At 42.8% G+C, this 20,326-nt stretch carries 23 protein-coding genes; 12 read left to right on the forward strand and 11 right to left on the reverse strand.

The window, feature by feature from the left end:
- Nucleotides 1-135 precede the first annotated feature (135 nt).
- The gene (locus tag FLP08_RS07035; RefSeq protein ID WP_156275372.1) at nt 136-654 is read left to right on the forward strand and encodes a DUF4494 domain-containing protein; all 519 of its coding nucleotides are present in this window, start codon (nt 136-138) and stop codon (nt 652-654) included.
- A 184-nt stretch (nt 655-838) separates the two neighbouring features.
- Nucleotides 839-2,257, forward strand: a complete 1,419-nt coding sequence (locus tag FLP08_RS07040) for a glycosyltransferase family 2 protein (RefSeq protein WP_156275374.1) — start codon at nt 839-841, stop codon at nt 2,255-2,257.
- A gap of 89 nt (nt 2,258-2,346) precedes the next feature.
- Here FLP08_RS07040 and FLP08_RS07045 read toward each other — a convergent pair whose 3' ends face one another.
- From FLP08_RS07045 to FLP08_RS07070, 6 genes are all read right to left on the reverse strand, one after another.
- Nucleotides 2,347-2,880, reverse strand: coding sequence for an acyl-CoA thioesterase (locus tag FLP08_RS07045; RefSeq protein ID WP_156275375.1), 534 nt, complete (start codon nt 2,878-2,880; stop codon nt 2,347-2,349).
- 209 nt (nt 2,881-3,089) lie between these two features.
- Nucleotides 3,090-4,010: a proline iminopeptidase-family hydrolase gene (locus tag FLP08_RS07050; RefSeq protein WP_162430968.1), complete on the reverse strand. Its 921-nt coding sequence runs from the start codon at nt 4,008-4,010 to the stop codon at nt 3,090-3,092.
- A 146-nt stretch (nt 4,011-4,156) separates the two neighbouring features.
- Nucleotides 4,157-5,062: a carbohydrate kinase family protein gene (locus FLP08_RS07055; RefSeq protein WP_156275379.1), complete on the reverse strand. Its 906-nt coding sequence runs from the start codon at nt 5,060-5,062 to the stop codon at nt 4,157-4,159.
- 15 nt (nt 5,063-5,077) lie between these two features.
- Nucleotides 5,078-5,488, reverse strand: a complete 411-nt coding sequence (locus FLP08_RS07060; protein WP_156275381.1) for a GNAT family N-acetyltransferase — start codon at nt 5,486-5,488, stop codon at nt 5,078-5,080.
- A 95-nt stretch (nt 5,489-5,583) separates the two neighbouring features.
- Entirely contained in the window at nt 5,584-7,224 is a 1,641-nt protein-coding gene (locus FLP08_RS07065; protein WP_156275383.1) for a glycoside hydrolase family 32 protein, read from the reverse strand.
- Nucleotides 7,225-7,239: 15 nt separating this feature from the next.
- On the reverse strand, nt 7,240-8,562 hold the full coding sequence (locus FLP08_RS07070; RefSeq protein WP_156275385.1) for a sugar porter family MFS transporter: 1,323 nt from the start codon (nt 8,560-8,562) through the stop codon (nt 7,240-7,242).
- 330 nt (nt 8,563-8,892) lie between these two features.
- On the opposite strand from FLP08_RS07070, the gene FLP08_RS07075 reads away from it, so the two are divergent.
- Nucleotides 8,893-9,378 (forward strand): hypothetical protein, encoded by a 486-nt coding sequence (locus FLP08_RS07075; protein WP_156275387.1) that lies wholly within the window; start codon nt 8,893-8,895, stop codon nt 9,376-9,378.
- A gap of 90 nt (nt 9,379-9,468) precedes the next feature.
- On the forward strand, nt 9,469-10,182 hold the full coding sequence (locus FLP08_RS07080; protein ID WP_156275389.1) for a TerC family protein: 714 nt from the start codon (nt 9,469-9,471) through the stop codon (nt 10,180-10,182).
- Here FLP08_RS07080 and FLP08_RS07085 read toward each other — a convergent pair whose 3' ends face one another.
- Genes FLP08_RS07085 through gntA form a run of 3 tightly spaced genes read right to left on the reverse strand, consistent with a single transcriptional unit; the run spans nt 10,183 to nt 12,092 of the window.
- Nucleotides 10,183-10,761, reverse strand: a complete 579-nt coding sequence (locus tag FLP08_RS07085) for a DUF1989 domain-containing protein (RefSeq protein ID WP_156275391.1) — start codon at nt 10,759-10,761, stop codon at nt 10,183-10,185.
- Nucleotides 10,762-10,773: 12 nt separating this feature from the next.
- Nucleotides 10,774-11,388: an FMN-binding negative transcriptional regulator gene (locus tag FLP08_RS07090; RefSeq protein WP_156275393.1), complete on the reverse strand. Its 615-nt coding sequence runs from the start codon at nt 11,386-11,388 to the stop codon at nt 10,774-10,776.
- A gap of 5 nt (nt 11,389-11,393) precedes the next feature.
- Nucleotides 11,394-12,092: a guanitoxin biosynthesis heme-dependent pre-guanitoxin N-hydroxylase GntA gene (gene gntA, locus FLP08_RS07095; protein ID WP_156275395.1), complete on the reverse strand. Its 699-nt coding sequence runs from the start codon at nt 12,090-12,092 to the stop codon at nt 11,394-11,396.
- A 49-nt stretch (nt 12,093-12,141) separates the two neighbouring features.
- On the opposite strand from gntA, the gene FLP08_RS07100 reads away from it, so the two are divergent.
- The gene (locus tag FLP08_RS07100) at nt 12,142-12,570 is read left to right on the forward strand and encodes a hypothetical protein (protein WP_156275397.1); all 429 of its coding nucleotides are present in this window, start codon (nt 12,142-12,144) and stop codon (nt 12,568-12,570) included.
- Here the strand turns inward: FLP08_RS07100 and FLP08_RS07105 are convergent, their stop codons facing one another.
- Nucleotides 12,571-13,095 carry a DUF421 domain-containing protein gene (locus tag FLP08_RS07105; RefSeq protein WP_156275399.1) on the reverse strand — a complete coding sequence of 175 codons (525 nt, stop codon included), beginning with the start codon at nt 13,093-13,095 and terminating at the stop codon, nt 12,571-12,573.
- 208 nt (nt 13,096-13,303) lie between these two features.
- On the opposite strand from FLP08_RS07105, the gene FLP08_RS07110 reads away from it, so the two are divergent.
- Nucleotides 13,304-14,017 (forward strand): glycerophosphodiester phosphodiesterase, encoded by a 714-nt coding sequence (locus FLP08_RS07110; protein ID WP_156275401.1) that lies wholly within the window; start codon nt 13,304-13,306, stop codon nt 14,015-14,017.
- A gap of 58 nt (nt 14,018-14,075) precedes the next feature.
- Nucleotides 14,076-15,284 carry a BaiN/RdsA family NAD(P)/FAD-dependent oxidoreductase gene (locus FLP08_RS07115; protein ID WP_156275403.1) on the forward strand — a complete coding sequence of 403 codons (1,209 nt, stop codon included), beginning with the start codon at nt 14,076-14,078 and terminating at the stop codon, nt 15,282-15,284.
- Here the strand turns inward: FLP08_RS07115 and FLP08_RS07120 are convergent.
- A complete protein-coding gene (locus FLP08_RS07120; protein ID WP_156275405.1) occupies nt 15,274-15,753 on the reverse strand; it encodes a TspO/MBR family protein in 480 nt (159 codons plus the stop codon). The genes FLP08_RS07115 and FLP08_RS07120 overlap by 11 nt on opposite strands.
- A gap of 97 nt (nt 15,754-15,850) precedes the next feature.
- Between FLP08_RS07120 and FLP08_RS07125 the strand changes: the two genes are divergently transcribed.
- The 5 genes from FLP08_RS07125 to FLP08_RS07145 all read left to right on the forward strand — a co-directional run bounded on the left by FLP08_RS07125 (nt 15,851) and on the right by FLP08_RS07145 (nt 20,124).
- Complete coding sequence (locus FLP08_RS07125) at nt 15,851-16,933, forward strand: diphosphomevalonate decarboxylase (protein ID WP_156275406.1); 1,083 nt, start codon at nt 15,851-15,853, stop codon at nt 16,931-16,933.
- 26 nt (nt 16,934-16,959) lie between these two features.
- Nucleotides 16,960-17,310: a four helix bundle protein gene (locus tag FLP08_RS07130; protein WP_156275407.1), complete on the forward strand. Its 351-nt coding sequence runs from the start codon at nt 16,960-16,962 to the stop codon at nt 17,308-17,310.
- Between the two features lie 40 nt (nt 17,311-17,350).
- Nucleotides 17,351-18,289 (forward strand): mevalonate kinase family protein, encoded by a 939-nt coding sequence (locus FLP08_RS07135; RefSeq protein ID WP_156275409.1) that lies wholly within the window; start codon nt 17,351-17,353, stop codon nt 18,287-18,289.
- 9 nt (nt 18,290-18,298) lie between these two features.
- Nucleotides 18,299-19,204: a geranylgeranylglycerol-phosphate geranylgeranyltransferase gene (locus FLP08_RS07140; protein ID WP_156275410.1), complete on the forward strand. Its 906-nt coding sequence runs from the start codon at nt 18,299-18,301 to the stop codon at nt 19,202-19,204.
- Between the two features lie 80 nt (nt 19,205-19,284).
- Entirely contained in the window at nt 19,285-20,124 is an 840-nt protein-coding gene (locus FLP08_RS07145) for a pseudouridine synthase (protein ID WP_156275411.1), read from the forward strand.
- Nucleotides 20,125-20,326 lie beyond the last annotated feature (202 nt).

Genomic DNA, 20,326 nt, shown 5'->3' on the forward strand with positions numbered 1-20,326 from the left:
TAAATGAAAAACCTGGACGATAAGCACACCCAAATCGATAAAGATCAACCTTTAAATTTGTGAATATTTATTTCCTACAAGAGTTTTCAGGAAATCTTTTAAATCTATATTTGGCCTCCCAAAAATTATATAGATATGAGCGTAACCTGGTATGAATGCAAAGTGAAATATAGAAAAACCCATGAGACGGGGGAAAGTAAGGTTGTAACAGAGACTTATTTGCTGGATGCAGTTTCCTACACAGAGGCTGAAGCCCGTATTACCGAGGAAATGGCAGCTTACACCAGTGAGGAGTTTTTGATCACGAATATCAAAGTGGCCAACCTTTCTGAGGTACATCCATTTGAAAATTCAGATCGCTGGTTCAAGTCTAAAGTTTCTCTTATAAGTTATGACGATGAGAGCGGGAAAGAGAAGAAATCCAATCTTTATATGCTTATACAGGCCAACGATGTAAAGGAGGCTTATGAAAATACTGAACAGGCCATGCAGGAAACCACTGGTGATTATAGCATTCCTGCGATAACAGAATCTCCGATCCTCGATGTATTCCCATATTTCACAGGAGACGAAGATGAAGTTGAAAGTTCTGAAGCGGTTAAGGAAATGGAAGTTACCGAGGAGGAAGTAATTGCTGAAAGCGAAACCGTTTAGCCATAGGCTTTAACATATGAACTTCTGATTATGGCGAAAAAGGGAAAAGATAATACCCATAATTGTGTATCAAAATGAATAATTCCACAAGCTGAGCTTTTCATAAACCCCGTAAATAAAGGGTTTTCGCACTTGGCACAGGACTTGCTAATGCATGAACTCGAGATCCTTAATGGAATAGATTATGAATCAAGACACAACAAATATTGCTAATAATAGAACAGAAGTGAATTTAAAAAATGATTATACCGAAAACCCGGCGGTTAAGAAACCAACTACCACCTGGGGAATCGTAGTACTTGTTAGTACTTTTATCCTGATGATAGGGGCGGCTTTTCTGGTCTACCTGCTTCAGAACGATTTTACTGAATACAACCTGGACAGGATGAATACAACCTGGGGCTTCGCCTTTTTTATTGTGGCCAGCGCCCTTTTCCTTTACCGGGCCGGGTTCTTTGTGTACAACCTGTACCTGTATTTCAAATACAAGCCAATAGCCTCGGTGACAGACGAAGAATTGCCCACAACCACGGTTATTGTACCGGCTTATAATGAAGGAAAACAGGTGTATGCAACTTTAATGAGCCTTGCAGCCAGTGATTTCCCAATAGAAAAATTACAGTTACTGGCCATCGATGATGGTAGTAAAGATGATACCTGGTACTGGATGCAGGAAGCCAAAAAAGTGCTTGGAGATAGGGTTTCTATTTATCAGCAACCTAAGAATAAAGGTAAAAGACATGCTCTTTACCGTGGTTTCAACCTGGGTACAGGCGAGGTTTTTGTTACCGTAGACAGCGACTCTGTGGTAAATGCAGATACTTTGAGAAATCTGGTAAGCCCATTCGTGGTGAACGAAAAATGTGGCGCTGTAGCCGGGAACATCAGGGTTCTTAACAACGAAAAGGCACTGCTTCCTAAGATGCTAAATGTAAGTTTTGTACTTAGTTTTGAATTCATGCGTTCGGCGGAAAGCACCCTTGAATCTGTACTTTGTACCCCGGGAGCACTGGCGGCTTACAGAAGATCTTCGGTTTTCAAATGTTTGCCAGAGTGGATCAACCAGACCTTTATGGGTAAAGCTTCAGACATTGGAGAAGACAGGGCTATGACCAATATGATCCTTAAACAGGGGAAACATGTATTGTTCCAGAGAAATGCTTACGCCTATACCAACGTCCCTGAAAGATATAAAGGTCTTTACAAGATGTTCATTAGATGGGGAAGAAGTAACGTAAGGGAGAACATCGCGATGTCTAAATACGTTTTCACCAACTTTAGAGAAGGTTCTAAACTAGGTTCGAGATTATTATTCATCAACCAGTTCCTGAAGATTATCATGAGCTACCCGCTTATCTTCTTGATGCTGTTCTTTGTAGTATCCCACCCGATACTTTTTATAAGCTCGACCCTGTTCAGTATTATGATATTTTCAAGCTTCCCGGCATTCTTTTATGCCAAGAAGTATAATACTTCAGAATCTTTCTGGGCATATTCTTACAGTATCTTATACACCTTTGGCCTATTCTGGATCACCCCCTATGCTATCGCAACTGCCAGCAAGAGTGGTTGGTTAACCAGAGAATTGAGTCAGAAGAAATAAGGATTCTAGATCTTAAAAAGCTAAATGGTTTCAGGTTGAATTTAAATTTCGATCTGAAACCATTTTTTTTGATCGTGGCTGAAGACAGGCTAATGCCAGTCGTGCTCTAACCTGGTCTTCATCTCCTGGGTTTCCCTTTCATGAAGCTTTATCAGTTCAATTTCATCTACCGGGTATTTATCTACTTGCATAGCCTGCATCATGCGGAAAGGAGGCACGGTTTCCCTCCCCTTTTTCACCGTGTTCTTTACCAGGCAGGCGGCTATAAGCTTATCCTTTCTCAGGATCTTTTGTTCGATATAGATCCACTTTTCGTCTATATAACAGATCCTTGAATAAACACAGGCCTTTTGCAGGAACTTCATAGGCCTGAAAAACTGAACGCTTACCGCCTGACTCGGGAAATACCATTTATTCTTTAGGGCTATTTTAAAGAAGCCGGAGCGCAACATCGCATCAAGCCTGCCGCATTCAAAAACGGTCATGAACGAAGCATTGTTCATTATGGAAATATCAATATCTGTGAGCCAGACCTGGAAATCGTATGAATAGGAATCTGTAGCCCGGCCCCTCGTCCTGAACCTGGCGAAAATGAGTGCTGAAATGAGTCTTAACCATCTCATTTTTTTGAATTATAAAGTTGAGCTTACAGGACGGAAGATCTGGCACCGGCCCCTACAAGTTAAGACTTTCTGGTTTCATTAAGTAATTAATCCAGAAAGGATTGGTGCAAGCTGATCTGATTTATCAATAGTTAGGTCGCGCAAAATGGATGGCAGGTGCAGTTTGATATTTTCTAAAAAGGAAAAATTCGGCTTTGTAGAAATTGTTCCTATTCTGCCCCTTCTCTATTTTCTACTCTGTTCAGAAAACTACCTATAGCCTCCGCAACTTGTTCTGGTTGGTCTATCATGGTGGAATGCCCGGAATTCTCTATGATCTTTACCCTGGCATTTTTTGCCAGCTTTTGATATTCATACATAGTTTCTGGCCTTGCCTCATCATATTCACCGGCCAGGAACAGGATGGGTTCATCAATTTTGTCCAGATCCTTTGTCCGGTCAAAATCTAACAGCGTACCCGTTGCCGTAAATTCGGTCGGACCCCACATATAATTATAGACTTCAGAATTGAAATCGCCCACATTTTCACATTCAGGGTTGGGTTCATATGGCCAGCTCTTCCTGGAGAGATGCTTACTGTAAAAGGAATCTACCGCCGCCAGGTATACTGGAGCCGAATAATCCTTCAATGCTTCATGTTTATATATGGTATCCTGGATAGGTTCTGGCATTTGAGATAAAAGAAGTTTTGCGTCTTCCATCCAGTCTTCAGTACTGAGTAAAGGACTCGAAAATATTACAGACTTAACTCCTTCTGGTTCCCGGGTGATCAAATATTCACTTAAAAGGGCACCGCCCCAGGACTGTCCAAGAATGTGCAGGCTGTCTAATTGCAGTTCTTCCCGCAACAGCTCTATCTCATTTACAAACCTCTCTTTTCTCCACAGACTGGTATCTGAAGGCCTGTCTGAACTTCCCGACCCTAACTGATCATAAAAGATAACTTTTCGGTCTTTAGCCAGTAACGAATAACCGGGGATCATGGAACAGCTTCTGGAACCGGGGCCACCATGCAGAATCAACAAGGGTGTCGCCTCTCCTTCCCCAATGATCCTGTACCAGATCTTACCTCCTTCTACTTCAACAAAACCTTCTGCCGGGATTTCCTTTTTGCAGGAAATGAACAGCAAAAGTGTCGATATTATTAAAAAAGTTGATCTTATAAACCGGGGCTTAAAATATGTCATAGGATTTCAAATGTGTCCCAATTTCAGAATAATGCCCCAACTTAGAAAATCCTGATTTGAAAATATAGATAGGTGAAATTTAATATCGCCTAGTCTTCATTCTTATAGGGGTCTATAAAAGAATTGATCGTAGCTTCAGAAAGTATGGGATTTGCGCCCTCTTTTCCGGCTACCAGGGCACCTACTGCACATGCCGTATCCAGTGCCGCCTGAGGTTCTGTTCCCTGTAACAATTTTGCCAGAAGGGTTCCTAAGAAAGAATCCCCGGCACCCACGGTATCCTTTACTTTTACCTTATAGCCAGAATTGTAGTATAATTTCTTTTCGTGCAACAAAACCGCCCCATGCCTGCCCTTGGTCACGCATATAGTTTTGGCATTAGATTTTACAGCCATAAATAACAGGTTCTGCTCCAAAGAATTATATTTTGAACCCAACATCGCTGCGATCTCAAAAAGTTCATCATCATTGAATTTTATGAATTCCGCATGCATTATAAGCTCCCTGATCAGGTCTTCGGAATAATGGGGCGGACGCAGGTTGAAATCCAACACCCTGTACCTGGCTTTTGGTATGAGTTCAAAAAGGCTTCTGCGGCTAACCTCATCACGGCACACCAAGCTTCCAAAAATAAAGGCATCGGCTTTCTTTACTGAATTGATCATCCCTTCGGTTAATTCTATCTTATCCCAGGCTGAAGGATAGGTGATCTCATAGGTTGCCGAACCGCTTCCGGAAAGGCTCACCTGTACCATCCCGGTAGGATGTTGTGGATCTTTTGTAATATTTGAGGAAGCGATACCGCGAGAGCTCAGGTATTCCAGCAATTGAGCAGCTTTTTCGTCATTACCTACCTTGCTTATCATTTCTGTTTCTACCCCCATACTGCTAAGCCTGCTGGCTACATTGAGTGGCGCTCCGCCAATTCTCTCTTTATCGGGAAATACATCAAAAAGGACCTCGCCAAAACATACCGCCTTTACTTTTTTACTCATATCTAGAAATACCTTTTATTTATTCATCATTTTCGACATCCCCGGTTTGGAATCTGCACGCTGCTCATACCCGAACCGGACATAGAAGTCCTTTACCCCATCTGCGGCCATAAGACCAACGAAAGAGTTCTGAAAGGAATTTTCACGAAGCCAGGCCTCGAGCTCTTCCATGATCATGTCTCCAAGTCCAGTTCGCTGGAATTCGGGCAGAACGATCACATCCTGTATATAAAAATAGATTGCTCCATCTCCTACTATTCTACCAGCACCGGCGATCTTTCCCCCAACCATAAAACAGACCGAGAACAGAGAGCCTTTCATTCCTTTTTTCACCGCCTCATCACTTAATTCCATCCAGCCGGTAGAACCTCTTAATAATTGGTATTCTGCAACGCTGGGGTTTCGATGTTCAATTTTTATATTCATAACTATAAGATCAATTCCAGCTTAAGTTAGAGATATTCGAATAAGGAAGTCTTAATTATTTCAGAATTAAGAGAACCAGGCTGATTTTTTTCTATTTAAAGATCCTGATCTTCCTCAGCAGAAGCAGCTTTTGTGGGTCGCTCAAATTTCAGCTCATAGGCCTTAAGTTCACTTACTCTAAAATCTTCCAGGCTGGCAAAACTGAATTCATTCCAGGGCTGATTAGGAAAGAATATCTCTGTCATCACCGTTTTACCATCGTCGAAGAACATCTCTATGGAAGTTTTATCAAGTATAAGCACGGCTGTAAGGCTATCGGAATCTGAGATCCTTGGAGCGGTTGAGTTCTCTGCAGCAAAATCCTGGGAAAAATCTGTCTGTCCCGAAAGCGACCTGTTTACACTAAATTGTTTTTGAGCATGGTCGTAGGAAACGATGAACTCTTCGCCTACCACATTCGAAAGCCTGAAGTTGTAGGTCATTTCCTGTAGATCATCTATGGTAAATCTTATCTCGGCGCGGGCCAGGTCAAGATCTTCGCTATCCAGCGCTATGGAATTTCCACTTACATTAATCTCTTCCATATAATGATCTTCATCGCGGTATTTTTTTAACTCTTCCACAGGTTCTGAAGTCACCAGGTACCTATCCCCTTCTTTTACCAGTTTTAATTCCCGGGCCACGGTCATGGCACTTCTCCAGGTCTGGGTTGGAACCTCCTGGGCGTAAAGCCAGTTGGACATCCACCCAATAAATAATTTTCGGCCATCATCCTGCGGAATATTCGCCCAGGTCACCCCGGCATAATTATCCCGGCCAAAGTCTATCCAGTATTCATGTTTTTCTCCCAGTTTTTCCATATAGGTTTCCGGGGTGAATTTCTTCCCATCAAAATCACCAACGAAATATTGGGTTCCGGAACCACCATTATACCCACCCGGATTAAGGCTTTGAATAAGTACCCACTTGGTTTCTTCACCGCCTTCCACCTGCATGGGGAAGAAATCGGGACATTCCCAGACGCCATCATGAGCGCCGGTGCCTTCCCCAAATTCGGAAAGCTTCTTCCATTCCTTCAAGTTCTGCGAGGTATAGAACAGTGTTTTTTTGGTGGTGGCCAGGGCCATTAGCCATTGCTTATGAATATCGTCCCAGGTCACTTTCGGATCCCTGAAATCTGTCATCCCGGGATTTGGCAATACAGGATTGCCTTCATATTTGGTCCAGGTCTTACCTTCGTCCAGGCTATAAGCGATTGCCTGTGACTGGTGATCATTTTCCTTATTTTCAGCCCCAACAGGATCATGGTAAGTATAGATTGCCACAACCGGGACCTTTCCGTCCTTACCAAAACCTGAGGTATTGTTGCGGTCTACCACTGCACTTCCGGAGAAAATATATCCATTATCATCTGGGTAAAGGGCTATATCCTGTTCTTCCCAGGTGATCATATCCTTACTTGTAGCATGCCCCCAGTGCATGGGCCCCCAGACATTATCTTCCGGGTAATACTGAAAATATAAATGATAGGTTCCGTTGAGGTAGAACATTCCGTTAGGATCGTTCATCCAGTTCTTCTTTGGAGTAAAATGGAAATTAGGCCTGAAGTCCTCATCCTTCTGAGGTTCTAGTGCTGCCATGTCTTTTTCGGATTCATCGGTCTTTTTATCGTTCTTACAGGCAAAAAGCAATCCCAAGAATAAAGGAAAAAACAGGACAAGGATATTTTTTTTCATAGTTTTCATATTTCACTACTGTTTATTTAAAGATAATTCTGCACTCAACTCTTCCAGGGTCTTTCCTTTGGTTTCGGGCATCATAAAGATCACGAAAAGCAGCTGTAGCACCATCATAAAGGCAAAAAAGGCAAAGACGTAACCCGGGCCAATATTGGTAAAAAGGTATGGAATGGTAGATGGGATGATCGCCGCCAGCACCCAGTGGGTCGAGGATCCAAAAGCCTGCCCCGATGCTCGAAGCCTGTTAGGGAAGATCTCTGAAATAAATACCCAGATCACCGCTCCCTGGCCTATGGCGTGTGCGGCGATAAAAAGGAACAGGAATATAGGAACCCAGAGCCCTCCCCAGTTCAGGAAAAAAGCTGCGGCCACCAACGAAAGCGAGATGATATACCCAATCGAACCAATGAACATGAGTTGCCTTCTCCCAAGTTTATCTATAAGAAATACCCCGAGCAGCGTAAAGATGAGGTTTACCACGCCAATGCCAATACTGCTAAGCAAAGCCGTGCTCTCACCAAGACCCGCAGATTCGAAGATCCTGGGAGCATAATAGAGAAAAGCATTTATGCCGGAGAGCTGGTTAAAAAAAGCGATGAGGAAGGCAAGGATTAATGGAAATCGAAATTTTTTCATCAGGATATTTTCGCCGGTAGCTTCTAAATCGTCCAGCGCCTTGATCTCCCTGAGCTTTTCTTTGGTATCTATTCCCGGATAGATGATCCCCAGCACTTTCTCGGCTTCTTCCAGCCTTCCTGCCGATACCAGCCAGCGCGGACTCCTCGGAATAAAAAGGACGAAGATCACATAGAGCAAGGCCGGAACTGCTTCTACCCCAACCATCCACCGCCAGGGTTCTTCCCCGGTATTGCGCAACAGGTAATTAGAAAGGAAGGCTATGAGAATTCCCAGTACTATATTGAACTGGTATAGTGATACCAACTTTCCACGCTGGTCTGCCGGAGCGATCTCAGAAACAAAAGCCGGTGCAGCTATCGTTGACGCACCCACGCCGAGGCCTCCCAAAAACCTGAAGATCGCAAAGCTAATCGGGTCGTCTACAAGGGCAGAGCCCAGGGCAGAAACAAAATATAGTACTCCAATTACCAGAAGGGTATTCTTTCGACCGAATTTATTAGTGGGGATTCCGCCAAAAATGGCGCCCACCACGGTTCCCCAGAGGGCCATGGCCATGACCACCGAGCCGTGAAAGGCATCTGAAGTATTCCACAATGCCTGTAACTGTTTATCGGCTCCGGAGATCACCACAGTATCAAATCCAAATAAAAAGCCGGCTAACGCGGCGCTGATAGACCAGATAAGAATTTTGTTCATATTAAATCTGAATTTGAGACTCGTGATTTTCAGCCCTAAAACAGGGATATAATGCTTTGTATCGCGGTTTTAACGGTAGAATTTAAAGATTTTTAAAAAAATAGCCGCATTTTTTCAAATAAATCAATCAGTAAGAGATTGAACTTTAGGTATTCCGGGCAACGACTGGGCTATTTACCAAATGCTAATGCGCTTCTTTTTCGAGCTTAAGGAAAGGATATTTCAGAATATAAATCTTATCTTCATAATCAACCTAATATCAACAGCTTAAGCAACAAAAAACCAGAAAACTGAAGCCATTCAAACATTACTTTCTTAGTCCTAAAATGAATGAAAAGACTTTTTCTTCTTATGCTTTTGCTGTTTCCAATGATTGCAAATTGCCAATCCTGGCTAACGCGTGAAGACACCTACTGGTTCGTGGGCACCGGCGTGGATGTTAGAAATGCTATTTTTGGCGGTACCGTTAACCCGGTCGCCTACGACGGTACCTGGAGCCTAGGTTATCGCAATGCCGGATTTAGCATCATTGCCTATTATGAGACCTTCCACGAAATAGAATATGAATCTTTTGGCGTGAACCCCGGTTTCGTGGTTCGGCCCGGAAAGAAATTCGTGCCTGCAGCAGATATTTCCCTTTCCTTTATTAGAAGACCCTGGAAGGTCTATCCCTCCCTTGCCTTCAATGCCAGGGCCGAATATCATTTCGACAGGTTTTTCATCTACGCCCGTGCAGAGAACAGGTGGCGTACAGATTATGATTTTTACCAATTCTCGGTTTATGGAGGCTTTTGTGTGAAATTTGGCTTCGATTAAGCAGGTCTTTTCTAAAAATTTCCTTTGGGTAAAATTTAACTACAAGCAATCAAATTTTCAATAATTTTGGACCAGTCCAATCTAACAACCATGGAAATATTCTTACTACCAGACACCTGGGTAGCTTTGCTAACCCTCACTTTTCTGGAAATTGTACTCGGTATAGATAATATCATTTTCATTTCGCTGGTGGCCGGAAAGGTGCCCGAAGAAAACCAGAAAAGAGCGCGTCTGGGAGGATTGTCTCTGGCTCTAATAATGAGAGTCTTACTATTGTTGAGTATCACCTGGATCATTGGCCTAAAAGAGCCAATTGTGACCATATTTGATTTTGAGCTTAGCTGGCGGGATATCATTCTTATAGCCGGCGGAATATTCCTGCTAGTAAAGAGTACCCTGGAAATTCATCATAAAGTAGAAGGTCAGGAAGATAAACCTGAACAAGGGAAGAAATCTAAAACCATGAGTTTTACTTCAGCGATCATTCAGATCGTCCTGCTTGACCTGGTTTTCTCGTTCGATTCCATACTCACCGCAGTAGGCTTAACAGATGAGATCATACTTATGATCATCGCGGTAGTGGTCGCTATTATCGTGATGATGGTTTTCGCAAAACCTGTGGGTGAATTCGTGAACAAGCATCCAACCATACAGATACTGGCATTGTCTTTCCTGATACTTATTGGAGTGATGCTAATCGTAGAGGGAGCACATTACCATGTACCTAAGGGTTATATCTATTTCGCGGTCTTCTTCTCTCTGGCCATAGAAATGCTGAATATGAGGTATCGCAAGAAGAATTGATCACTCCAGTATCTCGTAATGTATAGGCTTAAAACTACCGCCGTTGCTATCTTCTGCAGAACAGGCGGTAAGGCCAACAATCAGGTCCATCTGGGCCTCGAAAAGCACGTGATCGCCGGCCTTGCTCAGTGGTGGATCTACGCTAAGTTTCCCGTCGGGCTGGAACTGGACATTCATGAAGATATTGAAAGCCGTAGGAATATCATCGGGCTCAATATCATATTTGGCCAGATTGGTATATAGATTCTCAAAGCAACTGGGATGATACTGCTCGTTGCCGTACATGATTTTAAATGTTTCGGGGCTGCAGGGTGCCAGCAAGAAATCGTTCCTGCCATTGGTATCCTCCAGGATCTTCATCATTTTATTGCTGCGGTTGCTCCATAGAAAATCTCCTTTAGTAATAAGTATACTTTCCTCGAAATCCAGTGTTTTTCCGCTGGAGATCTTTTCGCGGGTATCCTGGGCATTGAAAAGGACCATATCGCTTACCTGCTCTCCTTTAGGATCAATCACTTTCAGTTTATCGCCTTTTTTAATTTTAAATGCCGCGCCACTCTGCTTTTCGATAATGTTCATTCCAGGTTCATTTTATAATTTGTTCTCTCTCCGCATTTCCTTCGCCAGCTTACGATCCATGGGATTCTCTGAATTTTCCAGCTTTTCTATCACATTTTCCACATCATGCCTGGGATAGGACTGGTGCAATTTAGCGATCCCTTCCACTTTATAAGGGTCCAGCCAGAAACCGGTAATGAGGGGTAGGTGCTCCTGCAGCATTTTTTCAGGAATATCGCCGTACAGTAGAGGTTGCTGTTGGGAGGATTCAAATCGGGCCACTAATTTTTCAAGGGAAACTCCCAGTTCTTGCGGAGTTTGAAGCCTAATTTTTGCATTCAGGTGAACAGCGGAATAATCCCAGGTACTTATATCTTTCTCCTGATACCAGGAAGAGGAGATATAGGCCTGTGGACCGTGAAAGATCACCAGTGCTTCAGCCCCATTTTTCAATGATTCACGTTGTTTATTGTGATTCGCAATATGAGAATATAGTTTCCATTTTTTGTGATCTCCCTCTATAAGAACAGGGATATGCGTGGCCATAAGGCTGCTGCCCTCTACGATAAAAGTTGCAAAAGGATGCTCCTGGATAAAGGGAAATACAAATTCAATTTCGTCCTTAACGTATTTTCTGGGTCTGTACATGCAAATTAATTACTGCTAAGAAAAGGACATTTCCACTCTTCTCCTACTTTTCTTCCGCTATATTGCCTGGCTTCAGAATTAGCTCCAAAATCCTGCAGCATAGGGTTGATATCACCCTGCAGGGCTTTATCGCGCTCCCTTATCTTATCACGAACAGTCTCAAAACTACCCATCTCCCTGAGTTTCTCAAATTGCCAGTGCAGGTTGAACGCCATGGCCGGATACGGACTTTTCCTGGCCTCCCTGGATGAATTCGGGTGCATTCCAACCACGTAGAATGCTTTCCCGCAAATACTGAAACTGAAATGTTCACTTTCTGGATCTGCACTTACTTCGGGATCCCAGTCACAATCATCCACTTTATGAACAAGTTTTAATTGCTGCCATAATTTTTTTTCAAATTCCAATTCTGAAAAGTCTGGCGAGTCTGGGAATACAGCGAGAAATGTTTTAAAATCATTGGTTTCAAAATCATAGGTCTCTATATAGTTTTCAAGATCCTGAAGGATCTGCCTGGCTGCTTTCTCAGTTCCAAGCTCTGGATATGAAGACATGACCACCTGGTCCATTCCAAAAACGGTCTTGGCCATGATACAGGGATGGTCCTCTCCCAGGATAAATTTTTCGAAATCTCTTTTAATTAAGGAACATGAATTTCCCAGACTTGGGTTAAGCTCGAGGGCTTCTTCATTTTTCACTTTCATAATCTTCTATTTTTGAGTACTTTACAGGTTCTTCTTTATTCTGATCAAAATGGAACTACTCAAAGTGTTAATGGCAGGAATTCTGGGTACGGTTCTTATGACCGCCTTCAGCTATGCCGTTTCCCGAATGAAGTCACAGCAGTTCCGCGAACCGCGCCTTCTTAATATGATCCTGCGCAGGTCTACTTACGATATGAATCCTTCCAATAATTCATTTTTAGGCTGGGTAGTCCACTTTTCGATTGGGGTGATCTTAATGACCCTTTTCTATATTTTGCATCTAACTTTCTCGTTTAATATTTCTTTCCTAGCCATCCTTATCTACGGAATTTCGGCCGGTGTGCTATCCATTCTCAGCTGGCATCTTATGCTCACCATAAGCCCAAATTCTCCAGATTTCATTCTGCGTGAATTCTATTTACAGCTGCTCATTGCCCATATACTTTTCGCCATGGGCGCGGCCATCTTTATTTTTTGATCATTTTCTCTTTACATCTTTCATCAGCCAGTTCTCGAGTTGCTCATTATCATTTTCGGTATGCAGCACCGAAATATCCCCGGTAGCCTCGAACACCACTGCCCTCACTTCTTTTAACCTGATCACGTTCGCTTCCCTCAGTTTAGACCTTAGATCCTCTTCAGTAACCCGGGCCTTCTTGAGATTTTCAAAGTAAATCTTCTCTCCTTCCATTAGAAGCAGAGGCTCATTGTCTACCGTTTTTTTAATTATTTGGAACCTACGCAGGATAGCAACAAATAGTTGTAAAAGATAAACTATCCCCATACCTACAATTCCGTCCCATAAGCTCACACTTTTGGATAGTACGGTGGTGGCTATCATAGACCCCAGGGCTACGGTCATGGCAAAGTCGAAACTCGACATTTTAGAAAAGCTTCTTTTTCCCGCGATCCTGGTATAGATGATCGTTGCGATATAGATCCCTACCGCCGTAAGAATTATCGCCAACAGGTCTACTTGCTTAAAAGCGAACCATTTCTCCATCCTAGATCGATTTAACAGGACAAAAAATGGTACTGATTTTATATGTATTTGCTGGTCTCATATTTCTCCTGGTTGGTTGAAAAACTAAATTACGAGCTTAGGTAACTAATTAAATGTTAAGCATTCATAATCCTTTCTCAATATTGACACTTTCATTTTGATTGAGTCAAAAAGTCTTACCAATAGAATTAATTGAATAAATTTGGGAATGGACAATTTCTTAAAGATAGGCCACAGGGGCGCCAAAGGTCATTTAGCCGAAAACACCCTGGAAAGCATTCAGAAGGCTCTCGACATTGGGGTAGATGCCATCGAAATTGATGTTCACAAATGCGCCAGTGGCGAGCTTTGGGTGATACACGATTTTACCCTGGACCGTACTACCGACGGAAGTGGCGAGATCGCAAAAAAACCTCCGGAAGTCCTGAGAAAGTTGAAGGTCGAAGGCCACTTCAGGATCCCACAGCTTACTGAAGTTCTGGACCTATTGCAAGGCAAGTGTATGCTGAACATAGAATTGAAGGGCTTGAATACGGCCGCACCTGTGAACAGGATAGTTAGAGAGAAGGTGGAAAACGGAAGCTGGAAATATTCAGATTTTATCATCTCCAGTTTTCAGAAGAATGAACTTTTTGAGACCAGGAAACTGGATAAAAATGTGCCTATAGCCGTGCTTAGCAAGGCCAGTGTTCCGGAGGCGATCGAACTGGGAAAAAGACTGGAAGCCGTGGCCATACATCCATCACTCGGCATTATCACCAGAGACAACACTAAACAAAGCCACGAAGCCGGTTTTAAAGTGAATGTCTGGACCGTTAATGAAAGGGAGGATATCCTGAGGATGATAGATTTCGGGGTAGACGGTATCATTTCAGACTTTCCGAACAGGCTGCACAATCCGCTGCTTAGCCTCAATCCATAAACTTATTTCCCGGGCCCGGAATATCTGCCTATTTTTGTGCCCTAAATAAATTCTGAATTTGGAGAGTTACGATATCATTATTGTTGGAGGTGGAGCGGCAGGTTTCTTCAAGGCTATAAACGCTGCTGAAAATAACCCCGGTTTGAAGATACTTATCCTGGAACGCGGAAAGGAAGTGCTCACCAAGGTCAAAGTTTCTGGTGGCGGACGCTGTAATGTGACCCACGCTGAATTTATCCCTGCCGAACTGGTAAAAAGATATCCTCGCGGCGAGAAGGAACTTCGTGGTCCCTTTCATAAATTCATGACCGGAGATACCATTGGCTGGTTCGAAGAACGGGGAATAGACCTGAAGATCGAGGAAGATGGCCGCATGTTCCCGGTGACCGACAGTTCCCAGACCATTATAGATTGCTTCAAAAAACAATGCCTTAAACTGAATATCGAAATTCAGAAAGGCCAGAGTTTGAAAAAAATCAAAAAAGAAGAAGATCACTGGTTGATCGAGACCAACACACATTCTTTCCCTACCCAAAAAGTAATGCTGGCCACGGGCAGCAACTCCAAGATATGGAAGATGCTGGAAAGAATGGGACATAGCATAGTCCCCGCGGTTCCTTCCCTGTTCACTTTTAATATTCAGGATAAAAGAATCAAGGATCTGGCAGGGATCGCCTCAGATGCCGAGGTCAGGATCCTGGACCAAAACCTGGAAAGTTCAGGACCGTTATTAATCACGCACTGGGGAATGAGCGGCCCTGCCATCTTAAAACTTTCTGCCTGGGGAGCCAGGGAACTCAACCAACTCGATTATAAGTTCAGCATCAGCGTCAACTGGCTGCCTGGACATACCTCAACAGACATGTTAGAGAATTTAAAGGAACTAAAATTTTCCAACTCCAAACAGCAGGTAAGCAGCAGGCCCCAATTCGAGCTTCCTAAAAGGCTGTGGCAAAGTATAGTTTCAGCTTCAGGAATAAAGAACGAGACCAAATGGGCAGACCTTAATAAAGATCAGCTGAAAGATCTCGCAGAACAGCTCACTTCCGCAGTCTACCAGGTAAATGGAAAAAGCACCTTCAAGGAGGAATTCGTTACCGCCGGAGGAATAGATCTAAAGCAAGTAGATTTCAAGACCTTTGAAAGCAAACTGCACAAGAACCTCTATTTCGCCGGGGAAATACTGAACATCGACGCCATTACCGGTGGATTCAATTTTCAGAATGCCTGGACCGGTGGATTCCTTGCGGCAAAGGCTATGAGTTAAGTCTCCAGATCTCGAAGTTGAAAACTATCGCGAACAACACCCACACCGCGTATGGAATGAGCAGGTAGGCCGCGGTATTACTAACGATCCTGAACCACCTAATGGTCAAAAGGATTATAATGAACAAAAGAATAAGATCTATAAGGGCTATCAATGGTTGTTTAAGAGCGAAGAAAAGCAGGAACCAGAATCCGTTCAAAAAGAGCTGAAAACCAAAATGGTAAAGGGCAGTTTTTACCCATTTATGATAAAAGCCTTTGCTCCAGACCACCCCGGCGGCGATACCCATCAAAACATACATAAAGATCCAGATAGAGCTGAAAAGGTCTTCATCTATATGGAACCAGGGTTTTTCCAGCTCGGGGTACCAATCGGCGATCCCGGTCTGGGTGGCCACCGTTCCCATAAAACCGAAGATGAGACATATTCCCACCGCAAACGAACTTCTTATGAAGAGTTTTCTGGTCATAACTGGCCGGTTGAATTCACTAAAATAGGAATTTATTTGAATTGTTTAGGCAGGATACAAAGTCATAAAAGTTTAACTTTGGCAAAAATTTTTGAGGATGACCCAAAAGGATTTTATTCCTAAGACAGAACCGAAAAATATTGTTAGCGGAGAAGTTAGCTGGCAATCCCCCAGCAATATAGCGTTGGTAAAATACTGGGGTAAGAAAGAAAACCAGATCCCGGCCAACCCTTCCATTAGTTTTACACTGGATGAATGCAGGAGCACCACCAGCCTGAAGTATTTTAAAAAAGAAGAAAACAGCGAAGCTTATGATTTCGATTTTTACTTTGAAGGAAAGCCGAAGCAGGATTTTAAACCTAAGATCCAGAAGTTCTTTCAGCGGATAGAAACATATTGCCCTTATCTAAAGGATTATCAATTCGAGATCCACAGCGAAAACTCCTTTCCTCATAGCAGCGGGATCGCTTCTTCAGCCAGCGGAATGAGCGCGATCGCCCTATGCTTAATGGACCTGGAAAAGGAACTTTATCCCGGGATGTCCCAGGAATATTTTAATAAAAAGGCTTCTTTCTTGGCGAGACTGGGTTCTGGAAGTGCCTCCAGAAGCATCGCGGGCCAACTGGTGGTTTGGGGAGAACATGAGAGTATAGAAGGTTCTTCAGATGAATATGCCATTCAGTTCCCTTACGAGGTGCACGAAATCTTCAAAACTTATAAGGACACCATCCTGCTGGTAGATAAAGGTGAAAAACAGGTAAGCAGCACGGTGGGTCACGACCTGATGCATGGGCATCCGTTTGCCGAAATGCGATTTAAGCAGGCAGAAGACAATCTGGAAAAACTGATCCCGGTGCTCAAGAACGGGGACACTTCAGAATTTATAAAGATCGTGGAGAGCGAGGCCTTAAGCCTGCATGCCATGATGATGAGCAGCCTTCCTTATTTTATCCTGATGAAACCTAATACACTGGAGGTCATCAATAAGATCTGGGAATACAGAAGAACCACCGGGATACCGGTATGTTTTACCCTTGATGCCGGCGCCAACGTACATGTTCTTTATCCTGAAAATCACGCTACTAAAATTTTAGAATTCATTAATAATGAGTTAGTTGTATATTGTCAAAACGGACAGTATATTTGCGACCATGTTGGTGATGGAGCATCGAAGAATTGATAATTGAAAATGGATAATTGACAATAATGAAGGAGAATGTCATAGGAACCAAGACTTTTAAGTTCTCCGTGAAAATTGTTAATCTATACAAATCGATTATCGACCAAAAGAAAGAGTTCGTACTTTCGCGCCAACTGGTACGTTCCGGAACAGCCAAAGGGGCGTTGGTAAGAGAATCTGAACAGGCTGAAAGCAGGGCAGATTTTATTCATAAGCTCTCAATAGGGCTTAAAGAAGCCAATGAAACTGACTACTGGTTAGACCTTTTAAAAGAATCTGACTATATTAGTGATCTGGAACACAATGAAATGAAAGAAGACCTTGGTGAAATTTTGAAATTGCTTACTAAGATTATCAAGACCTCAAAATCAACATGATTGTCAATTTTCAATTATCCATTGTCAATTTGAAAATACTATGAAAGGACCTCTATTTTATTCAAAAATCCTTCTCTTCGGGGAGTATGGGATCATTAAGGATTCCAAGGGTTTATCTATTCCTTATAACTTTTATAATGGTGCTTTGAAACTGGACAAGAATCTAAGTGAAAAAGCACAGAAATCTAATGAGAACCTTAGGAAGTTTGCAGCCTATCTGGAAGCGCTTCAGGAAAACAATCCTGAGCTAGTACAGTTCGACCTGGAAGACCTAAGGGAAGACATTTCAAAAGGAATGTATTTCGACTCCAGTATCCCTCAGGGTTATGGGGTTGGTAGTAGTGGTGCCCTAGTAGCGGCAATTTATGATAAATATGCCAAGGATAAGATCACGGTACTGGAGAACCTTACCAGGGACAAGCTGTTAAAGCTGAAAAAGATCTTTGGCGAGATGGAATCTTTCTTCCATGGAAAATCTTCAGGGCTTGATCCTTTAAATTCCTATTTAAGCATCCCGATCCTTATCAATTCTAAGGAAAATATTGAACCTGCCGGCATACCTTCTCAAACCGAAAATGGTACCGGCGCCGTATTCCTTCTGGATAGTGGGATTACGGGAGATACTGCACCCATGGTGAGCATCTTCATGGAAAACATGAAACAGGAACCTTTCAGAAAAATGCTGAAAGACCAGTTCGTAAAGCAAACCGATGCCTGTGTGGATGATTTCCTTAAGGGAGATGTAAAATCTTTATTCTCTAACGTTAAGAAACTTTCGCATACGGTCCTGGATAACTTTAAACCAATGATCCCCGCACAATTTCATAAGTTATGGAAGAAAGGGATCGAAACCAACGATTACTACCTAAAACTTTGTGGTTCTGGTGGCGGAGGATATATACTCGGGTTCACCGAAGATATAGATAAAGCCAGAAAAGCTCTGAAAGATTACAATTTAGAAGTAGTTTACAACTTCTAAATTATATTCATGGCGAGCACTGCTAACAAGCGACTTCTGCTGAAGATACTTAGTCTATTTTCAGTAGTAAGAGGTTATAATATCCTGGTAGTCGTCATAGCGCAGTACCTTACATCGGCATTCATACTGGCCCACGACAAACCTTTACGGGACGTATTGTTCGATCCTAACCTGTTTTTCCTTATCCTCGCTTCATCCAGTACCATCGCGGCTGGCTATATAATCAATAATTTTTACGATAGCGAGAAAGACCTTATTAACAGGCCTAAAAAAACCATGCTGGATCGCGTAGTAAGTCAGCGAACCAAGTTATCGGTTTATTTTATCCTGAATTTTGCTGCGATCTTTTTTGCCAGCTATGTTTCCTTCAGGGCGGTGGTTTTCTTTTCCATCTATATTTTTGTGATCTGGCTTTATTCCCATCGTCTGAAAAAAATACTTTTTCTGGGGAACCTGGTAGCCTCTATCCTTACGATTACCCCTTTCTTCATAGTATTTGTTTATTATAAGAACTTCGAAACGGTCATTTTTATTCACGCGACCTTCCTTTACCTTATGATCGTAATGCGCGAACTGGTAAAGGACCTGGAAAACATGCAGGGAGACCTGGTACAGAATTACAGGACCATTCCGCTGGTGTATGGAGAGAAATGGAGCAAGTTTTGTCTTGCTGTTTGCGCCCTGATGGCGATCATTCCCATTTACCTTCTTATCACACGTTTCGAGACCGGGTACATGAATTATTATTTCTATACCTCGCTAGTGCTACTTATCATTTTCTTACTGATGCTTTACTTTAGCAAGGCTAAGTGGCAGTATCTCCTACTTCATAATATTTTGAAACTGATCATTGTAGTGGGTGTTTTCAGCATTTTGCTTATCGACATCGATGAAGTGATCAACCGCGTATTTTAGATAAATCCCTCATTCTAAAACTTTTCTCAATTCCTTGGCTACCTCATTGGGGATAACGTATCTTTGCAAAAAATTTAGCGATGAGTAGAAACGACAGATCTTCAGGCAAAAAGTACAGCGGAAGGCAAGGTGGCGGACAGAGAAAGAAGTCCCATGCCCGCGGTAATGCGCCAATCAAACCGAAAATGGAGAAAAGCCCGTTGTCTAATACAGACGGGATTCGTTTAAATAAATATATCGCGAATTCAGGTATTTGTTCACGTCGCGAGGCAGATATGTATATCGCCGCCGGGAACGTGACCGTTAACGGGAAGACCATCACCGAGATGGGTTACCGTGTTAAACTGGAAGATGATGTAAGGTTCGATGGCCGTCGCCTAAACCCTGAAAAACCTGTATATATTCTACTGAACAAACCTGCCGGATTCTTCGTGACCGGAAATCCTGAAAAAGGTGGCCGCACCGTAATGGAGCTTGTTTCTAAAGCTACCAGCGCGAAGGTGAGCCCTGTTGGGAAACTGGACAACCAGGCAAAGGGATTGCTATTATTCACCAATGACGGCACCCTGGCTAAAAAACTGGCCAAACCTAAGAATGGGATCAGGCAGATCTACCAGGTGACCCTTAACAAGAATATGAGCAAGGAAGACCTGGAAGCCATACAAAAAGGAGTTTATCTTGAAGGCTCCAAGGTACCGGTGACCAGCATTAGCTTCATCGATGATAAACCACATACCGAGGTGGGGATAGAATTAAAAAGTATCAAGGAGCATATCGTAACCCGTATTTTCAAAAGCATGGGCTATGAAGTGGAAAGCCTGGATCGTGTTGTTTTTGGGGGACTTACCAAAAAGGATCTTCCTCGCGGAAGACACCGACACCTTACTGAACAAGAGGTGATTAACCTGGGAATGTTATAGTATTTTTTTTAGCTTATCATTCTGTTTTTTTAATACATTTACCCCGTCAAAAACAGGGAGCCATATAACCGGCTTCCTTTCGATTTTTTATGTAATTGAACAGAATTTCATTTTACAAGCCTGAAGTCTATTCAGCAGCAGATCTTAGTGGTTTTCAGAAGTTCTCTGGACAAGCCCACACACCCCGAAACCTTTTCTTAAC

It is taken from the genome of Christiangramia aestuarii, assembly GCF_009735585.1.
GTDB lineage: Bacteria > Bacteroidota > Bacteroidia > Flavobacteriales > Flavobacteriaceae > Christiangramia > Christiangramia aestuarii.

What these genes read in the sequence shown, in the direction of transcription:
- FLP08_RS07145 (WP_156275411.1), top strand. Translation starts at nt 19,285, where the DNA reads ATGAGTAGAAACGACAGATCTTCAGGCAAAAAGTACAGCGGAAGGCAA.
- FLP08_RS07120 (WP_156275405.1), bottom strand. Translation starts at nt 15,753, where the DNA reads ATGACCAGAAAACTCTTCATAAGAAGTTCGTTTGCGGTGGGAATATGT.
- FLP08_RS07140 (WP_156275410.1), top strand. Translation starts at nt 18,299, where the DNA reads ATGGCGAGCACTGCTAACAAGCGACTTCTGCTGAAGATACTTAGTCTA.
- FLP08_RS07070 (WP_156275385.1), bottom strand. Translation starts at nt 8,562, where the DNA reads ATGAACAAAATTCTTATCTGGTCTATCAGCGCCGCGTTAGCCGGCTTT.
- FLP08_RS07100 (WP_156275397.1), top strand. Translation starts at nt 12,142, where the DNA reads ATGGAACTACTCAAAGTGTTAATGGCAGGAATTCTGGGTACGGTTCTT.
- FLP08_RS07065 (WP_156275383.1), bottom strand. Translation starts at nt 7,224, where the DNA reads ATGAAAAAAAATATCCTTGTCCTGTTTTTTCCTTTATTCTTGGGATTG.
- FLP08_RS07085 (WP_156275391.1), bottom strand. Translation starts at nt 10,761, where the DNA reads ATGAACATTATCGAAAAGCAGAGTGGCGCGGCATTTAAAATTAAAAAA.
- FLP08_RS07135 (WP_156275409.1), top strand. Translation starts at nt 17,351, where the DNA reads ATGAAAGGACCTCTATTTTATTCAAAAATCCTTCTCTTCGGGGAGTAT.
- FLP08_RS07090 (WP_156275393.1), bottom strand. Translation starts at nt 11,388, where the DNA reads ATGTACAGACCCAGAAAATACGTTAAGGACGAAATTGAATTTGTATTT.
- FLP08_RS07080 (WP_156275389.1), top strand. Translation starts at nt 9,469, where the DNA reads ATGGAAATATTCTTACTACCAGACACCTGGGTAGCTTTGCTAACCCTC.
- FLP08_RS07075 (WP_156275387.1), top strand. Translation starts at nt 8,893, where the DNA reads ATGAAAAGACTTTTTCTTCTTATGCTTTTGCTGTTTCCAATGATTGCA.
- FLP08_RS07040 (WP_156275374.1), top strand. Translation starts at nt 839, where the DNA reads ATGAATCAAGACACAACAAATATTGCTAATAATAGAACAGAAGTGAAT.
- gntA (WP_156275395.1), bottom strand. Translation starts at nt 12,092, where the DNA reads ATGAAAGTGAAAAATGAAGAAGCCCTCGAGCTTAACCCAAGTCTGGGA.
- FLP08_RS07110 (WP_156275401.1), top strand. Translation starts at nt 13,304, where the DNA reads ATGGACAATTTCTTAAAGATAGGCCACAGGGGCGCCAAAGGTCATTTA.
- FLP08_RS07045 (WP_156275375.1), bottom strand. Translation starts at nt 2,880, where the DNA reads ATGAGATGGTTAAGACTCATTTCAGCACTCATTTTCGCCAGGTTCAGG.
- FLP08_RS07130 (WP_156275407.1), top strand. Translation starts at nt 16,960, where the DNA reads ATGAAGGAGAATGTCATAGGAACCAAGACTTTTAAGTTCTCCGTGAAA.
- FLP08_RS07055 (WP_156275379.1), bottom strand. Translation starts at nt 5,062, where the DNA reads ATGAGTAAAAAAGTAAAGGCGGTATGTTTTGGCGAGGTCCTTTTTGAT.
- FLP08_RS07035 (WP_156275372.1), top strand. Translation starts at nt 136, where the DNA reads ATGAGCGTAACCTGGTATGAATGCAAAGTGAAATATAGAAAAACCCAT.
- FLP08_RS07105 (WP_156275399.1), bottom strand. Translation starts at nt 13,095, where the DNA reads ATGGAGAAATGGTTCGCTTTTAAGCAAGTAGACCTGTTGGCGATAATT.
- FLP08_RS07060 (WP_156275381.1), bottom strand. Translation starts at nt 5,488, where the DNA reads ATGAATATAAAAATTGAACATCGAAACCCCAGCGTTGCAGAATACCAA.
- FLP08_RS07125 (WP_156275406.1), top strand. Translation starts at nt 15,851, where the DNA reads ATGACCCAAAAGGATTTTATTCCTAAGACAGAACCGAAAAATATTGTT.